The sequence below is a fragment of the Myroides indicus genome (assembly GCF_004364575.1).
GTDB lineage: Bacteria > Bacteroidota > Bacteroidia > Flavobacteriales > Flavobacteriaceae > Flavobacterium > Flavobacterium indicum_A.
Window position 1 is genome coordinate 24,156 of record NZ_SOAG01000016.1, and the last position, 14,453, is coordinate 38,608.

Below are 14,453 nucleotides of genomic sequence, written 5' to 3' on the forward strand. Positions count from 1 at the left end.
AAGTGTTATTATTTCTAGCGTTGTAAAGCCTATCATTTTTGTCAAAATCTTTAAACGAACCGCCCATATAGTAAAGTTAGGTATTGTTTTTTATTCCTATGTGATCATGAGAATTAGCTTTAGAATTCTAATTTTTGATTGAGGAATATTGGCTATTATACCAATGGAATTCCAATTACTCAATCCCTTGAACAATTCTTTTTCTGTGTTGATAACCCCATTTCTCCATAGCAACCAAAACATCATTTAAACTGTGACTATATTCGGTCAATTCATATTGTACAGTTATAGGTTTGGTATCGCAGACTTTTCGGCTGACCAATCCGTTCATTTCCAATTCTTGCAATTCTTTCGACAAAATACGAGGGGAAATTCCCGCTTCTCTCGACAATTCATTAAACCCTTTTTTACCGCTTCGTAACACCGAAATCAGGATTAACTTCCATTTACCGCCTACTATATCAAGTGTATCACGTATTGCCAAATTAGCTTTTGCACAACTTTCTATCGTATGTTCTTTCATATACTATTCTTTTTGTAAGTACTATCCTTTTTGTAACAGATAGCAAATGTATAGTATTTATTCTGAAATTTGCATCAGAATTAAAAATTAAAATATTATGTCACAAAAAGCAATCAAAATTACGGGATGGGGAATGACCATCGTTTTAGCACTTGTGTTTACAATGAGTGCTTTTATGAAACTCACGCAAAACGAAACGGCCTTGGAACAAGCTTCTTCTATTGGCCTTGATGCTTCCACGTATCAGTTTATTGGGGTTATTGAAATCATCTCGCTGATACTCTTCATTATTCCAAGAACTGGAGTTTTGGGAGCAATGCTGTTAGTAGCCTATTTGGGTGGAGCTATCGCCACACATTTGCAACATCAACAACCGATAGCAATGGCGGTTATTTTTCAAATGCTGCTTTGGGTTACGGCGTTTATTCGTTTCCCCGAACTGAAGCAAAGGATTTTTCAAACTAATAAAGCACAACAATGATGATACGCAGAAATATTTCAAAAATAACCCAAAACCATTGGCATAATGGTTTCTTGGGAACAGGACATCGTGCAATGGCGGTATTGGACGGTGTACCTTACAAAGACAGCGACCCTTTTATTTTGTTTATGGACGACAGCCTGAACCTTCCTGGTGGAGAACCCGTAGGAGGAGCACATCCACACGCTGGGTTTGAAACCTTGAGCTTGGTTTTGGAAGGCAATGAAAAAGATTGGAAAACGGGAAGTTTTGAACTAATGACCGCCGGAAAAGGCATTATCCACACCGAAGAAATCACTTCCAAACAAAAACTTCGTATGCTGCAAGTGTGGTTGGTACTACCGCCCGAAAAGCGATACGCTCAACCTTTCTTACAAAGAATGCTATTGGAAGACGTACCCAAAATTAAAACCGATACATACGAAATTCGTGTGTATAGCGGAAGCAGTAACGGATTGATTTCGCCATTAAAAAACCATACGCCATTTACTTTGGTGGACTTCAGGTTAGACAACCGAGCTGTGGTATCACAGGAAATTCCATCGCACTATAATGGTTTGGTATATGTATTAAAAGGCAGTGTGAAAGCTGGCGACAAAATCATCAATGCCGGACAAGCGGGTTGGCTTGATAAAGCGACTGAAGACGGCGATACCGAAATACAATTTGAAGCACTGGAAAACGACACCCATTTTGTGTTGTATGCCGGACAGCCTCATAATGTTCCTGTGGTTCATCACGGACCTTTTGTAGCAGATACCATGGAAGACATCGCACAGATGTATCGAGATTTTCGTCAGGGAAAATTTCCACATTTGAACGATTTGCCAAGCATTCAGAAAATATCCTATTCTTCACAAATAAGTAATTAAAAAATAATGTTTAGCGTTTTAAAGTTACTTTTTCGCGCTGGATTGAGCAATTTCCTAAAAGAACGGGAAAAAAGGTAGTGAATTGCGCAAAACCGCCTGATAGGCAAAGGTCACTAGAGCGACTGAATATATCAGGCGGTGCATCCTGCGCAAGGATGTGACGAAAGGAGCGAAACTGAATTATCACATTCATTCATTTATAAGGTTCAGTTCTCTCAATATGAGGTCAACAATCTCCGTTCTGGCGTTTATAAAATGTTCATAGTCTATGGTTTTGGATTGAATACAATTTGCGAAATAATAGACATTGGTTTTTGTTTCTATGTAACCTACATACCAACCAATATTTTGATTGTCTTGCTGCCCCAAACCTGTTTTTGACCTTACAATAAAATCTGCAGTATCATTTGATACCATTATCTTTTTCAGAATATCAATGGATCGCTTTGAAAAAGGTAGCTGGTAATTATGAATTCTCCTTAAAAAATCAACTTGCTGTTTAGGTGTAATACGAAGTCCTCCACTCAACCAAAAACGATCAATACCGCCTGAGGTATTTGCATTGCCATATTGTGCTTTATTCAGCCAGTCTTCCATCTGTGAAGTGCCAATAGTTTTAGCAAGTTCTTGATAATACCAAACGGTAGAATTTTTAAATGCATTTTTTAGATCATGGTCTTTATTCCAAATAGGTAGTTGCCTTTCTACACTGTCCCAGTGAATGATATGGTTTTCATCCTCTATATTACCCGTTTCGAGACCAATCAGTGAGTGACAAATTTTAAAGGTAGATGCGGGGGTAACTGCCTGATCAGAAAGAGCCGGATTGTACACTAGATATCTGTCTGCTTCCTGGTCGTATAAAACGAAGGTGCCCTCTACGTTAAATTGATCATAGTATTTTTTTAAATGACTTTGCACCTCGATGTGCTGAGCTTGTACAGTCGGATAAGAACTTAACAAGAAAGAAGTTAGGATAATTAGGATATTTCTGCTGTTAATCATCATTATTGCTTGCATTAAACTATAATTGCATTTGTTTTTTCGCATTTTGCATGATCAGTAGAACGTGAAACCACATTTATATATAAATATGTCTAGTCAGTACCTAAATTTAAGTATAGAAACGCTACTTTCATTCTCATCAATGAATCTCAGGCTACCAATTTTCTAATCAGGTAATGTTAGCATAAAATCAAGAATATCTTGCGCAATTTCCTTTACATGGGTTTCTAACGCAAAATGACCCGTATCGTAAAGCTTGACAATTGCATCTGGTATATCTCTTTTGTAAGCTTTGGCACCTTCTGGAAGAAAATAAGGGTCTTTATCTCCCCAAGCTATCAAAGCCTTAGGCTGATATTCTCTGAAGTATTTTTGAAATTCTGGATAAAGATCGACGTTATGTTTATAATCATATAATAAGTCAAGTTGCTTTTCGTCAGATTCTGGGCGATCAAGAAAGTATTGGTCCAGTGTATATGCTTCAGGTGCAATTAATTCAGGGTTTTCGACTCCGGTAAAATATTGAAACCTGAGTTCTTGCTCTTTTACAAATCCTCTTAGCGCATCCCTGTCCTTTTCTGAGTTGCTAATCCAATATCTTTTTACTGCATCCCATGCAGTACCCAATCCTTCTTCATAAGCGTTGCCATTCTGCGATATAAATCCTGTTATTTTTTCTGGGTTTGCCATCATTAAGCGATAGCCCGTAGGTGCGCCGTAATCAAATACATATACTGCAAACCTTTTGAGTTCCAAAGTGTCGATAAATGCTTGCATCACGTTAGTAAGGTTATCAAACGTGTAATCGAAATTTTCCCTTGTAGGAGAGTCTGAATAGCCAAATCCGGGAAGATCAGGAGCTATTACATGATACTTTTTATTCAAAATCGGAATAAGACTTCGAAACATATGTGATGATGTTGGGTAGCCATGGAGAAGTAGTATTACTGGAGCGTCCTGTGGTCCAGACTCCCGATAGAAAATATTATGTCCGGCTGCATTTATTGTGCGATAGTAGATGTTACGCTCTGTGTTTTCTGTTTGTTTTTTTAGATTCACTTTAGATTGTGCCATAATATATGGATTTAGTATTAAGGTTGATATGACAAGTATGCTTGTCACAGAAAATTTATTTGTTTTATTTTTCATACTACAAATTTATAGGCTATATTTGATTGTTAAAAATGATTTATTACGATGTAAAATATCACAATTTATGATTTATGAATATTAATGATCTGAAATTATTTATGGCGGTTGCTTTTCATGGTAATTTTACCAAAGCTGCAGAAGCGTCTTATACTGTACAATCGAATGTAACAGCAAGGATAAAAAGTCTGGAAGAAGAGTTTGATACGAAATTGTTTTTGAGAACTTCTAGAAAGGTTGAACTTACCTCAGCGGGGGAGACACTACTACATTATTCCAAGCAAATTATTAACTTAATTGAAGAGGCAAAAATATCCATCGGAAAAAACGACATAGTTAATGGTCAAATTAAAATAGGCTTTCTAGAAACTACAATGGCTCATAAAGGACCTAGCATTGTCCACGAAATGGCTGACAAATTTCCTCTGATTGATCTTCATTTAACTTCAAGTATGCGTGATACGCTAATTGATAGCGTGTTAAACTACAAATTAGACGCAGCATTTATACCCGCGCCGGTATACAACGAAGAGCTGAAACAGATTCATGTTAATGACGAGCGTATTGTCGCCGTAACGCCAATCTTTGTTAAAAATCTCGAAGATTTGCTAGAACAACCTCTTATGAAAGCAATTGTGTTTGATCAAGGTTGCTTTTTCAGAGCTCGATTGGAAGCTTGGCTGATAAGCCATAACATTATGAATTATCATAAAACGGTCATTAACTCCATAGAAGGAGTTGTCAATTTCATAGAATCTGGAATTGGTTTTAGCTTTCTGCCTGAAGAAATTGTATCAACCTTTTATAGTGGAAGGAAAATTAAAACACATGCTTTACCTAAAGAAATTGGGGCTGTCAAAAACGCCCTAATCTATCGTAAAGAGAGTGTACCCTCTCCTGTGCTCAAAGCGTTTATTAGTCTGTTTACATAATGAAATCTTGTAAAATGTATGATATACTGAAGAACCATATCGAAAAAATTATTTCCCTTACAGATTCCGAATTTGAATTTGTAGCTTCTTTGTTCACTCCAAAAGTCTATAAAAAAGGACAGTTCATCTTCCACGAAGGAGAGTATCTTACTAAGAATTTCTTTGTATGTAAAGGCTTAGTAAAGCTTGTATATAATGATTCCGATGCGCGCGAACATATTGTTTCTTTTGCTATGGAGGATTGGTGGGAAACTGATTTTGAAGCATTTTATACACAGAAAAAAACAACCATGTCGCTCATATGTCTAGAAGATACGGATGTATTATTTATTACCTATGATGACTACAAACATCTCTGCAATGCCTTGCCCAAAATAGAACATTTCTTTTTGGAAAAAGCGTACTTTGGATTTATCGCCGCACAAAAACGAATTCTTTCCGCCCTTACCTTGAACACTGCGGAGCGTTATCGTCAGCTGATCGAACGATATCCTAACTTAATCCAACGGGTACCCAAATCTCAATTGGCGGCTTATCTGGGTGTTTCTCGAGAAACATTAAGCAGGATATCGATCTAAAATCCAATTCATTAGCTTTTCTCGACAGCTCACAACTCATTCCCTCTATATAGCCTACTGTTTTTCTTTATTGCATATTTAAACTTCAACGTGTGACATACATCACTCCATAATTGTGATTTAGATCAACAGGGAGTGTCAAAATTGGAAACTAACTTTGCACTAAGCAATTAAAAACGAAAAAAGGATTCCTCTGTAAGGTAAAATGAAGAAAATAAGAAAACTTATTTAAATAGCAGTTTCTACAAATTGAATAGGAAAAGTACGGAGTAAAACGATATCTGATTTTAAAAGCATTACTATGTTAAACATATTTATTATTAACGGTGGCCAAATTTTTGGAACTTCAAGTGGACAATTAAACAAAAAACTGGCCGAAATTACAGATAATTTCATGAGTATCAATGGTTTTAATGTTCGTGCCTCTGACATCAACTACGAATATGATGAACTTGTAGAACTCGAAAATTTCCTTTGGGCTGATATTACCATTTGGCATGTACCTATTTGGTGGTTTCAACTACCACATAGATTAAAAGAATATATGGATGTGGTTTTTAAAAACGGAGAAGGGAGGCTTTATGAAAGCGATGGCCGCACAAGAAATGATCCTCAATTAAATTACGGTAGAGGTGGGTTGCTTCATTCTAAAAAATATTTGATAACAACCAGTTGGAATGCACCGAAAGGAGCATTTACAATTAAAGGTGAAATCATGGACCAAACCTCGGTAGATGATGGTGTTTTATTTGGTTTTCATAGGGCAATGGAATTCTTGGGATTATCGAGGCTTAAAGGATTTCATTTTTATGACGTTCTTAAAAATATGGATAAAGAACGCTTCGAAGAGTATGAGAATCAATATATAGAGCACCTTAATCGAACACTAAAAAAAGAGATTTTATTGGTTAGTAACCCTATTGATGGTAAAAACACTTAGCCAACGCACTCACCATATTGAGAGTCCCACTTTACTTCTTTTTGACTTTACAGCTCGAACAATGCACTGTATAAGGTGTAAAAAAGCTCTTACTATTGGTTTAGCACAACAATTAAAAAAACAACTTAAAATTTACATACAATGAGATTATTAGATGATTTAAAATGGCGGTATGCCACCAAAAAATTTAGTAGCAAAAAAGTTTCAAATGAAGATATAGAAACTATAGTTGAAGCCATCAACCTTTCTGCTTCATCATTGGGAATGCAAACCTACAGAGTTTTTGTGATCGAAGATCAAGCGTTAAAGAAGAGACTCGGTGAGGGGTCTTTTAATACGCAAATAGGTGAATCTTCTCATCTATTGGTGTTTGCCGCTTTCGGATCCATTAGTCAAGAGATGATTATATTACATTTTTCGCTTATGAAAGAGAACAGCCTGTCGAGGAATTAGCAGAGTTTAAACACGCCATTTGTAATTTTCTTTTGCCTCGTAGCGATGAAGAAAATTTCACATGGTCAAGTAAGCAAGCTTATATTGGCCTTGGAACTGCTCTAATTGCTGCCGCAAACCTAAAGATAGACGCTACGCCTATGGAAGGCTTTGATGCCGATAAGTTTGATAACTTATTAGAATTAAGGGACAAAAACTTGAAGAGTGTAGTATTGCTTGCCTTGGGTTATCGTGATCAAGAAAGAGATTTCTTAGCGAACCTTAAAAAGGTAAGAGTCCCAAATGAAGAGTTTGCTATTACTATTAAATAATCCGTTTCCCTTCTAAAAGCAATCTTTCAATAGTGGTTTATCGAGATGTAATGGACATCCATTCAAACCCACACCACTACACAACAACTCACACAATATATGAGGTGCAAAAAAATAAATCGCTTATGCATACAGTAAACATAAAAAATAATTAAAAATGGAAAAAAGAGAATTTAGTCCTTGGACATGGCAGAATGAACGCAGTTATGTACAAGCAGTTGAAATCAAAAATCCAGAAGGTATATTATATTGTTCCGGGCAGGCCGCTATAGAACCCAATGGTATATCTAGCAATGAAGATATGAAGTCACAGCTTCAAAAAGCAATTTCTAATTTAGAAGAGGTGATATCGTTAGCAGGATATAAGTGTAAAGGCATGGTTCGATTAAAGGTGTACACGACCTCTATGCAAGATCTTTGGCCACATTTTCATATCCTTCAGGAATGGATAGCCCAACATAATATCAGAACAGCTTTGACTGCCATGGAGGTCAATGTATTATTTGAAACATTAAAAGTTGAGCTGGAAGCTACGGTTGTCAAATAAAAAAGAGAAAACAGTAAAAAAAAGAAATAAAAGCAAATGTTTCTGAACGGCATACAGCGTGAGGGATAGAAGCGACATCCTTTTGCGGTCCTCGCAGATCCGCAAAAGATACAGCGAATAGCCCGACCCATCTGCATTTTATTGATAGCCTGGTCATGGGGGTAAAATGCAGGCGGTGGCACGTTCAAACCCTACTTTTCGTCCTGCTCGCCCATTCTCTGTATAAGTTCTTCTCGAAGTGCATCAAGGAATTTTGTACGGTTCATTTTTCTGTTTCTCAACTCCAAAAAAGTCTGATAGAAATTACCCAGATCAATGCCAAAGACACTTTCAAAATATCGAGCTATTTCTCTTATATCCTTGTTTCCATTTTCGAAAACCTTTTGAAAGTGCAAAGCGTAAATCAATTCAATCAATGCCACTTTGCTACCTGTCCATTTCAGCTTTTTCGGGGTTTTAGATTTATCTTTTTGGAATTTGTTATATAACTGGTCTTCGATATAGACTTGTATCAGATCGTTTGCGATTATCTTGGCAACCTTATAATCATGCGATGTGGAAAAAGTCATATCAGACTGAAAATACCCTGTATCAACGCATAGCTGAATATCCAGCTTTCCCCGTAAAAAATATTTGTCGTCAAGAAACGGGTTATTACTACGGTAATACTTGTAGAAGACCAGATTGTTGTCAAAGAACCTATTTAACTCTTTCAGTTCTTTGTTAAGGTGTTTTCTTATGGGTTTTGTCCCATAAGGCTTTTTTGCTTCAATTTTGTAAATCGTATTGTAGTAAATGAGCTTGGCTACGATGACAGGTTTTTGATGTTTGAAAAAATGGATTTCCTCATCAGTATTCTTAAAACCTCTTTTTAATACGTATTCTTTTAATTTGGACAGGCATTCTACAATAAGATGTATAACGGTTTCAATCCGTTTTAAAGGGCAGTTGGCCTCAAGCTCCAATTCGTTGATTGCCGTTTCCAGTTTGAATAATGTTTCATTATAGAATTGTTCAACATCACTAATGTTTCGGGATATTTTTATTTCCTCCAGTTATTCTATAAATTGAACGTACAGCTTTATTTATGACGTAGCAAGTAGTTAAATTTATAAACTAAAAAGTTAGCGGGAATATATTATGAAATTACTCTCTTATTCCTTTTATCTTGATACAACACGGCTGCAAAATCTAAAAACTCATCAATGAAATATTCTGTGTTTTTTTCTATATCTGAGTTTACAGGTTCGTTTTTTTCATTGAATGCATTTTGGATTTCTGGTATCAAAAGCCTTGTTGGAACAGGATATGCACCTAATCCCAAAACCAATGATTGCAAGTGTATAGAGGCTTGAACTCCGCCTAATTTCCCTGCCGATGTAGTTACTACGCCTATTGGCTTTTTACTAAACTCAGCCCAATAATATTCAACCATATTTTTAAGCGTGGATGTATATGTTTGATGATATTCGGGGCTAATAAATATAATGCCGTCTGATTTTATAAGAATATGTCTTATTTGTTCTATGTTTTGATGACTTTCTAGTTTTGTTCCAAAGGCGGGTAAGTTGATTTCTTGCAAATCAATCAACTCTGTTGAAACACGCTCATTCATTTTGTTTAGAAGAAAAATAGCTAAACTTTGTGATTTTCTTTCCTCTCTTATTGCCGATAAAATTATAACTATCTTCATATTGTTAATATATTTTTATGAATTTGTGATACTGAATTCGTTGTATGGAATAATCAGCCTCAATTTCCAAACCATTGATAGCTGTTTCTAACTTAGATAATGTCTCGTTGATTATTCATTAGGCTGATTTAAAATAATATCATTCGATCACACCGATATTCCAAATCAGTTATAAAATTATTTATAACATTTACAATAAAACCTCAGCTACCTTCCGTTCTACATACATTTGCCAAAAAACATTCGCTATATTGACTGGGCTATATGTTTGGCTATTTTCATCAATCGCCCCGTTTATCAGCAATATTCCGGCATAAGCTCCATGCTCAAGAAGCGAACTATTTAAACATAGTACTAGTGATCTAAGCGCAGAACTTGAAATGGAGTAGGACGAATATTCGGGCATTGGACATATTGCAATACCACCACCCGAAACTAATACGACACCATTTGATTCGATTAGGTTTTCTTTCAGGGTCTGAACCGTGGTTAATAACCCAATCACATTGATAATAAAATCATTGATTAAGTCTGCTTCGGACTCGTGGAAAATACATCGTTTGACGATATTAACTGCATTGTAAAAAAGGACATCTATTGTTTGAAATTTTTTTGAGATACTTTCTAAAACAAATTTTAATTTTTTTTTATTAGAAACATCAGCTTTGTAAGTAAAAACGTAATCTTTATATCCTGTTAGACTTTGCTTTAACGAATTAAGATTGTTTTCGTTTCTACTTATCAATATCACACTAAAACCGTCTATCAAAAATCGTTTTGCCACGGAGATCCCTAATCTTTGACCTGCGCCCACTATGAGCATTATTTTTCTATCCGTCATTCCCGTAACTCTGCCTAGTCTAATATTTTTTCAATTCTTGTATTCTGGGTGGTTTTGATAAGCCATCGGTCATTCGATTTTATCAATACCATAGTTAAGTGACCCGAACGATCTTCTACACTGTCATCATTTTTAAAATCCTTCCAGATCCAAGTAGCATATACTAATGCGATGTCATCATGTAAAAATTTTATGGTAATATCATCCAATTTATAAGTCATGTTTTGCTTTGATTCCTGTAAGAATTTATGGGCTTTTTTATGGCTTTCGATATTCACTTTATTTGAATCATATCTCCCCCCAGACCATGTTATAAACTTGGTGTCTTTTGTAAACAGTGCGCCCCATCTATCTATTTCGTGATTATTCCAAAAAACTACGTAGTCTGTAAATACCTCTCTAATCGCCTTTTCTTCTTTTTTCATATCCGTCATTTTTTTGTTGTTCATATCCTCTTGAATTGTTACATGGTTCTGTATATTTTGTTTGAGTTGCGAGAAGCAACTACTTAGGGTAATTGACAGTTTTAAACAAAATACAAATTGTAACAACTTCATTTTATCCATCTTTATTTCTATTTTAGTTTTGCTACACAAAATTAAATGACATATATTTCACGTGCTGTGATTCTAATCACAAAAGTATTTGACTATAAAAAATCTGTCGCAGCTAACCTCCATTCTGCTCAATCCCAAAAATGTCGTATTTTTGATATTAGTTTAAATCAATCATTGTATCATTTGATAATGACAGAAAACAACCAAAATATAATTAGGGAGTTCCATAGTATATTAGCCATGAAGTACACTTATGTAAATCACGAAAATTGGCTAAAACTCCAAGACATTTCGATAGTCAAAAACATTGGAAAAAATGAATTGATATTTCGGGCTGGAGACTATTTAAACTATGGCATTTTCGTTGTTGAGGGTTGTCTCAAACTATTTTATTTTGACGAGAGCGGATTGGAGAGAATATCGACATTTACGACCAAACATGAATACATGGATAATTGGAATGACATTCATCGGAATAGACCGTTGCCGTATTCTATCAGTGCGCTTACTCCGAGTACAATTATCCTTTACCCGCTTGAGAAGATGGTTGAGATATTCAAACAAGAAGCCGACCTACTACAGCTCTGTGTAGACTTGTCTCAACAAATCATTCAAAAGAAACAAGAGCATTACACTGTCCTAACTTTAAAAACGCCTTTGGAAAGATACGCCTACCTTTTAAAACATAGAAATGAATGGATTTCAGATATTTCTGTAACCAACATAGCGCAATATCTAAACCTAAGTAGAGAAACCGTCAGTAGGGTGAGAAATAAAATAGTAAAGGGATAAAACTTCTTAATAAGTACCAACTTATTATTAGACTTTACCAAATTCCAATGCCAAAATACCACCGATAATAAGGACTGACGACGGTATAAGTATTCTATTCAATAAAAGATTTCTAAATCATCTGTTGATCATTTTTAAACTTGATACACCTACACCAAGTGCTTTAAACCGGGGTCGTTCTTGATACGCTCCATTTCGCTTTCCACAATCTGCAAAACGTCTGTTTTGACCTGCCTGTAATTGGCTTCAATGACCTGTTTCATATTGTCGTTGCCGTGTTCATCGGTAAAAGATAATATCTGCGGTTTCTTTTTGTACGCTTTGGTTTCGGTAGAAACCTTTTCGTTATCCACCACGATTTCAGCATGAAATATTTTCTGCTCGATACGTTCATCGAAGTTGTCTGAAACATTTTCCTAATGGGCTTCGCTCCGTAGGGTTTCTTTGTCTCGATTTTGTAAATAGCGTTGTAGTAGATGAGTTTGGCAACAATGGCAGATTTCTGATATTTAAAAAATCGGATTTCTTCATTCGCATTTTTAAACCCTTTTTTAAAATGGCTTTTCCATTGGAAAGAAAAGTAACTGTGTCGTGATTTTGACACAGTTACTTGTACTTGGTTACTAGTTTTCTAAAATCAAACGTTCCAGTTTTACTTTGCTTTTGAGTGTACCAAAGAAAACGATAGCCTCATCTCCTTTTATCTCGGATATCGTTCCAACCGCTGACTGTCCCGTTAAACGAACAGTATCGCCAACTTTTATATTTTTTATCTCCTTGACAATATCATCAGTTAAAACTTGAACTGGCTCGATAACGGGTTTTGATTTACCTAAACCGTTTTCCGCTTCCTTTCGCTTATTTTCCCAGTACAGTTTGTCTTTAGCAATTGATTGGAGAAAATTATCCATATTAATAAATTCTTCACCTATTCTACCGGAAGCATCAGCGATAATACTCTCGTCCAAACCTATTCTTCGGGCTACTTCAATTGCAAAAGAACTTCCCGGATTTCCTATCGAAAGTTTGTACATTGGGCGGTTATTTTCGGAATCGTACAGCATCGCACCATTGATTACGCCCTCTGTTTTATAGGCGAAATGCTTTAGATTTTGGAAATGCGTCGTAATCAATCCAAAGCTTTTTTTGTTATTGAAACGCTCCAAAAGTGTTTCTGCAATTGCTCCTCCGATTTGAGGCTCTGTTCCACCCCCAAACTCATCAATCAAAAGAAGTGTTTTGTCATCGTTATGTTCTACAAAAAACTTCATGTTCGTTAAATGAGAAGTATAGGTACTCAAACTATTCTCCATACTTTGCCCGTCGCCTATATCCATGAATATATTCTGGAAGACACCTGCTTTTGAACCCTCATCTACCGGAATTAACAATCCGCACTGTAGCATATATTGTAATAAAGCTACCGTTTTCAAACAAAGAGATTTTCCTCCGGCATTCACTCCCGATACGATTAAAATCCTGTCTTTTTCAGTCAGAAAAATATCCAGTGGATGTGCGTGTTTTTTCTGTTGTCGCAGTGCAATGTCCAATAATGGATGTACAGCATTAGTCCATTCAATATTCTGTCTGTTCTCCAATACGGGCTTCGTAGCTTTGATACGTATCGAAAAAGATGCTTTTGCCTGAATAAAATCAATGGTTCCGAGGAAGTCGTATGATTTTAGAATTTCATCCGCTTCGGGTCTGATTAAATTCGTGAACTCTGTCAATATTCGGGCAATCTCTTTTCGTTCATCATTTTGCAATTCCCTCAAGCGATTAGATGCCTCGACTACCGCCTCGGGTTCTATAAAGAATGTTTTTCCACTGCCAGAGCTGTCGCGAACTACCCCCTTGATTTTCCTTTTGTTGGTAGCCGTCACCGGGATTATATAATGCCCACCTCTCATATCGGCTTGGACATCTCTGCCCACGATGCCCTGTGCTTGTGCCGTACGAAGTGCGGCAGCCATAGCTTTGGTAATATCTTTTTCCGCATCGATTTTATTTTTTCTGATGGTGTTTAGCAATTTGGAAGCATTGTCTTTTATCTGTCCAGACTTATCCAAAATTGAATTTGCCTTTTCGATGATCGATGGAAATGTCTTTATTTCATCTGCCAGTTTTTTGAGTTCAGGGTATTTTATCTTACCGGGTTGGTTTCTCGATTCGTCATTCAAAAACTCAACAATTCGAACAATAGTTTCCAGCGAATCGGATAATTGAGGGATTTCCTTTTCTGATAGCCAAAAAGAATTGTCCACCTGAACCTGTTTAAGGGCATAACGGATATCAATAAAGTGTTCCGAAGGGAAACTTTCTTTTTTGTTTATGATTTGAGAAAACTCATGGGTTTGTGTTAACCAACGTTCGATTGTTTCGAAATCAGTTGAAAAACGCATAGCGTTTACTTTATCGATGCCTAAGGGACTTAAGCACTTCTCTTTAATATGCTCACGTATAGCGTCGAAATCTATTTTATGTTCAAAATTTTCCGGATAAATATTCATCTCAAAATATGTTTAATAGCAAGCAATCAGACTATCGGGGTCTGAATACCAATTGTTTTTAAAAATGTAAAAGGATTAATTTGAGATTGCCCATACCCCATCCTGATACTGTCAATTTTGAGATACGGAATTAAATAATCTTGTATCTACAGCAGCATCCGGGTTTCTCTAAGAATGGAGAAACAAAATGGCGATATGGTATTTATGCGGAAAGAAAAAACATATTCTATGTGTCCTTAATTGGACAAAGATAATAAAAATTCCATTAA

17 protein-coding genes and 2 pseudogenes are annotated in these 14,453 nt (G+C 36.0%); 9 read left to right on the forward strand and 10 right to left on the reverse strand.

The genetic code is table 11. From position 1 onward, the window contains the following. Positions 1-175: 175 nt before the first annotated feature. The gene (locus C8P70_RS07835) at positions 176-523 is read right to left on the reverse strand and encodes a winged helix-turn-helix transcriptional regulator (RefSeq protein ID WP_133712788.1); all 348 of its coding nucleotides are present in this window, start codon (positions 521-523) and stop codon (positions 176-178) included. A gap of 97 nt (positions 524-620) precedes the next feature. Here C8P70_RS07835 and C8P70_RS07840 point away from each other — a divergent pair, with 97 nt between their 5' ends. Next, positions 621-1,004, forward strand: a complete 384-nt coding sequence (locus C8P70_RS07840) for a DoxX family protein (RefSeq protein WP_133712789.1) — start codon at positions 621-623, stop codon at positions 1,002-1,004. Next, positions 1,001-1,876 (forward strand): pirin family protein, encoded by an 876-nt coding sequence (locus C8P70_RS07845; protein WP_208293392.1) that lies wholly within the window; start codon positions 1,001-1,003, stop codon positions 1,874-1,876. The genes C8P70_RS07840 and C8P70_RS07845 overlap by 4 nt, the downstream gene beginning before the upstream one ends. A gap of 189 nt (positions 1,877-2,065) precedes the next feature. Here the strand turns inward: C8P70_RS07845 and blaOXA are convergent, their stop codons facing one another. Both blaOXA and C8P70_RS07855 read right to left on the reverse strand, forming a co-directional pair. Continuing rightward, positions 2,066-2,896 (reverse strand): class D beta-lactamase, encoded by an 831-nt coding sequence (blaOXA, locus tag C8P70_RS07850; protein ID WP_166666196.1) that lies wholly within the window; start codon positions 2,894-2,896, stop codon positions 2,066-2,068. A 150-nt stretch (positions 2,897-3,046) separates the two neighbouring features. Then, positions 3,047-4,030 carry an alpha/beta fold hydrolase gene (locus C8P70_RS07855; RefSeq protein WP_208293393.1) on the reverse strand — a complete coding sequence of 328 codons (984 nt, stop codon included), beginning with the start codon at positions 4,028-4,030 and terminating at the stop codon, positions 3,047-3,049. 74 nt (positions 4,031-4,104) lie between these two features. Between C8P70_RS07855 and C8P70_RS07860 the strand changes: the two genes are divergently transcribed. The 6 genes from C8P70_RS07860 (at position 4,105) to C8P70_RS07880 (ending at position 7,791) form a co-directional block, all read left to right on the forward strand. Next, positions 4,105-4,962 carry a LysR family transcriptional regulator gene (locus C8P70_RS07860; RefSeq protein WP_133712791.1) on the forward strand — a complete coding sequence of 286 codons (858 nt, stop codon included), beginning with the start codon at positions 4,105-4,107 and terminating at the stop codon, positions 4,960-4,962. Between the two features lie 14 nt (positions 4,963-4,976). Continuing rightward, complete coding sequence (locus C8P70_RS07865) at positions 4,977-5,540, forward strand: Crp/Fnr family transcriptional regulator (protein ID WP_133712792.1); 564 nt, start codon at positions 4,977-4,979, stop codon at positions 5,538-5,540. A gap of 301 nt (positions 5,541-5,841) precedes the next feature. Then, positions 5,842-6,480, forward strand: a complete 639-nt coding sequence (locus C8P70_RS07870; protein ID WP_133712793.1) for an NAD(P)H-dependent oxidoreductase — start codon at positions 5,842-5,844, stop codon at positions 6,478-6,480. Positions 6,481-6,621: 141 nt separating this feature from the next. Further along, the gene (locus tag C8P70_RS14140) at positions 6,622-6,933 is read left to right on the forward strand and encodes a nitroreductase family protein (RefSeq protein ID WP_262708898.1); all 312 of its coding nucleotides are present in this window, start codon (positions 6,622-6,624) and stop codon (positions 6,931-6,933) included. 32 nt (positions 6,934-6,965) lie between these two features. Then, positions 6,966-7,244: a nitroreductase family protein gene (locus C8P70_RS14145; RefSeq protein WP_262708899.1), complete on the forward strand. Its 279-nt coding sequence runs from the start codon at positions 6,966-6,968 to the stop codon at positions 7,242-7,244. A gap of 157 nt (positions 7,245-7,401) precedes the next feature. Next, positions 7,402-7,791, forward strand: coding sequence for a RidA family protein (locus C8P70_RS07880; RefSeq protein ID WP_133712794.1), 390 nt, complete (start codon positions 7,402-7,404; stop codon positions 7,789-7,791). A gap of 191 nt (positions 7,792-7,982) precedes the next feature. Here C8P70_RS07880 and C8P70_RS07885 read toward each other — a convergent pair whose 3' ends face one another. The 4 genes from C8P70_RS07885 to C8P70_RS07900 all read right to left on the reverse strand — a co-directional run bounded on the left by C8P70_RS07885 (position 7,983) and on the right by C8P70_RS07900 (position 10,774). Next, positions 7,983-8,756, reverse strand: a complete 774-nt coding sequence (locus C8P70_RS07885) for an RteC domain-containing protein (RefSeq protein ID WP_243832688.1) — start codon at positions 8,754-8,756, stop codon at positions 7,983-7,985. Positions 8,757-8,929: 173 nt separating this feature from the next. Beyond that, a complete protein-coding gene (locus C8P70_RS07890) occupies positions 8,930-9,484 on the reverse strand; it encodes an NADPH-dependent FMN reductase (RefSeq protein WP_133712796.1) in 555 nt (184 codons plus the stop codon). A 190-nt stretch (positions 9,485-9,674) separates the two neighbouring features. After that, positions 9,675-10,325 carry an SDR family NAD(P)-dependent oxidoreductase gene (locus C8P70_RS07895; RefSeq protein WP_133712797.1) on the reverse strand — a complete coding sequence of 217 codons (651 nt, stop codon included), beginning with the start codon at positions 10,323-10,325 and terminating at the stop codon, positions 9,675-9,677. Positions 10,326-10,339: 14 nt separating this feature from the next. Further along, positions 10,340-10,774, reverse strand: coding sequence for a YybH family protein (locus C8P70_RS07900; RefSeq protein WP_166666198.1), 435 nt, complete (start codon positions 10,772-10,774; stop codon positions 10,340-10,342). Between the two features lie 174 nt (positions 10,775-10,948). Here C8P70_RS07900 and C8P70_RS07905 point away from each other — a divergent pair, with 174 nt between their 5' ends. Next, positions 10,949-11,674 (forward strand): Crp/Fnr family transcriptional regulator, encoded by a 726-nt coding sequence (locus tag C8P70_RS07905; RefSeq protein ID WP_166666199.1) that lies wholly within the window; start codon positions 10,949-10,951, stop codon positions 11,672-11,674. 149 nt (positions 11,675-11,823) lie between these two features. Here the strand turns inward: C8P70_RS07905 and C8P70_RS13800 are convergent. From C8P70_RS13800 to C8P70_RS07915, 3 genes and pseudogenes are all read right to left on the reverse strand, one after another. Continuing rightward, positions 11,824-12,084, reverse strand: a pseudogene (locus C8P70_RS13800) (conjugal transfer protein TraG); the annotation flags it as partial. 41 nt (positions 12,085-12,125) lie between these two features. Next, a pseudogene (locus C8P70_RS13905) lies at positions 12,126-12,278 on the reverse strand (hypothetical protein); the annotation flags it as partial. 19 nt (positions 12,279-12,297) lie between these two features. Further along, a complete protein-coding gene (locus C8P70_RS07915; RefSeq protein ID WP_133712801.1) occupies positions 12,298-14,184 on the reverse strand; it encodes an endonuclease MutS2 in 1,887 nt (628 codons plus the stop codon). Between the last annotated feature and the right edge of the window lie 269 nt (positions 14,185-14,453).

Excerpts from the sequence above, each read along its gene's own strand:
- C8P70_RS07915 (WP_133712801.1), bottom strand. The coding sequence starts at position 14,184 with ATGAATATTTATCCGGAAAATTTTGAACATAAAATAGATTTCGACGCT.
- C8P70_RS07900 (WP_166666198.1), bottom strand. The coding sequence starts at position 10,774 with ATGAACAACAAAAAAATGACGGATATGAAAAAAGAAGAAAAGGCGATT.
- C8P70_RS07845 (WP_208293392.1), top strand. The coding sequence starts at position 1,001 with ATGATGATACGCAGAAATATTTCAAAAATAACCCAAAACCATTGGCAT.
- C8P70_RS07860 (WP_133712791.1), top strand. The coding sequence starts at position 4,105 with ATGAATATTAATGATCTGAAATTATTTATGGCGGTTGCTTTTCATGGT.
- C8P70_RS07890 (WP_133712796.1), bottom strand. The coding sequence starts at position 9,484 with ATGAAGATAGTTATAATTTTATCGGCAATAAGAGAGGAAAGAAAATCA.
- C8P70_RS07870 (WP_133712793.1), top strand. The coding sequence starts at position 5,842 with ATGTTAAACATATTTATTATTAACGGTGGCCAAATTTTTGGAACTTCA.
- C8P70_RS07840 (WP_133712789.1), top strand. The coding sequence starts at position 621 with ATGTCACAAAAAGCAATCAAAATTACGGGATGGGGAATGACCATCGTT.
- C8P70_RS14140 (WP_262708898.1), top strand. The coding sequence starts at position 6,622 with ATGAGATTATTAGATGATTTAAAATGGCGGTATGCCACCAAAAAATTT.
- C8P70_RS07855 (WP_208293393.1), bottom strand. The coding sequence starts at position 4,030 with ATGAAAAATAAAACAAATAAATTTTCTGTGACAAGCATACTTGTCATA.
- blaOXA (WP_166666196.1), bottom strand. The coding sequence starts at position 2,896 with ATGCAAGCAATAATGATGATTAACAGCAGAAATATCCTAATTATCCTA.
- C8P70_RS07880 (WP_133712794.1), top strand. The coding sequence starts at position 7,402 with ATGGAAAAAAGAGAATTTAGTCCTTGGACATGGCAGAATGAACGCAGT.
- C8P70_RS07835 (WP_133712788.1), bottom strand. The coding sequence starts at position 523 with ATGAAAGAACATACGATAGAAAGTTGTGCAAAAGCTAATTTGGCAATA.
- C8P70_RS07865 (WP_133712792.1), top strand. The coding sequence starts at position 4,977 with ATGTATGATATACTGAAGAACCATATCGAAAAAATTATTTCCCTTACA.
- C8P70_RS07895 (WP_133712797.1), bottom strand. The coding sequence starts at position 10,325 with ATGACGGATAGAAAAATAATGCTCATAGTGGGCGCAGGTCAAAGATTA.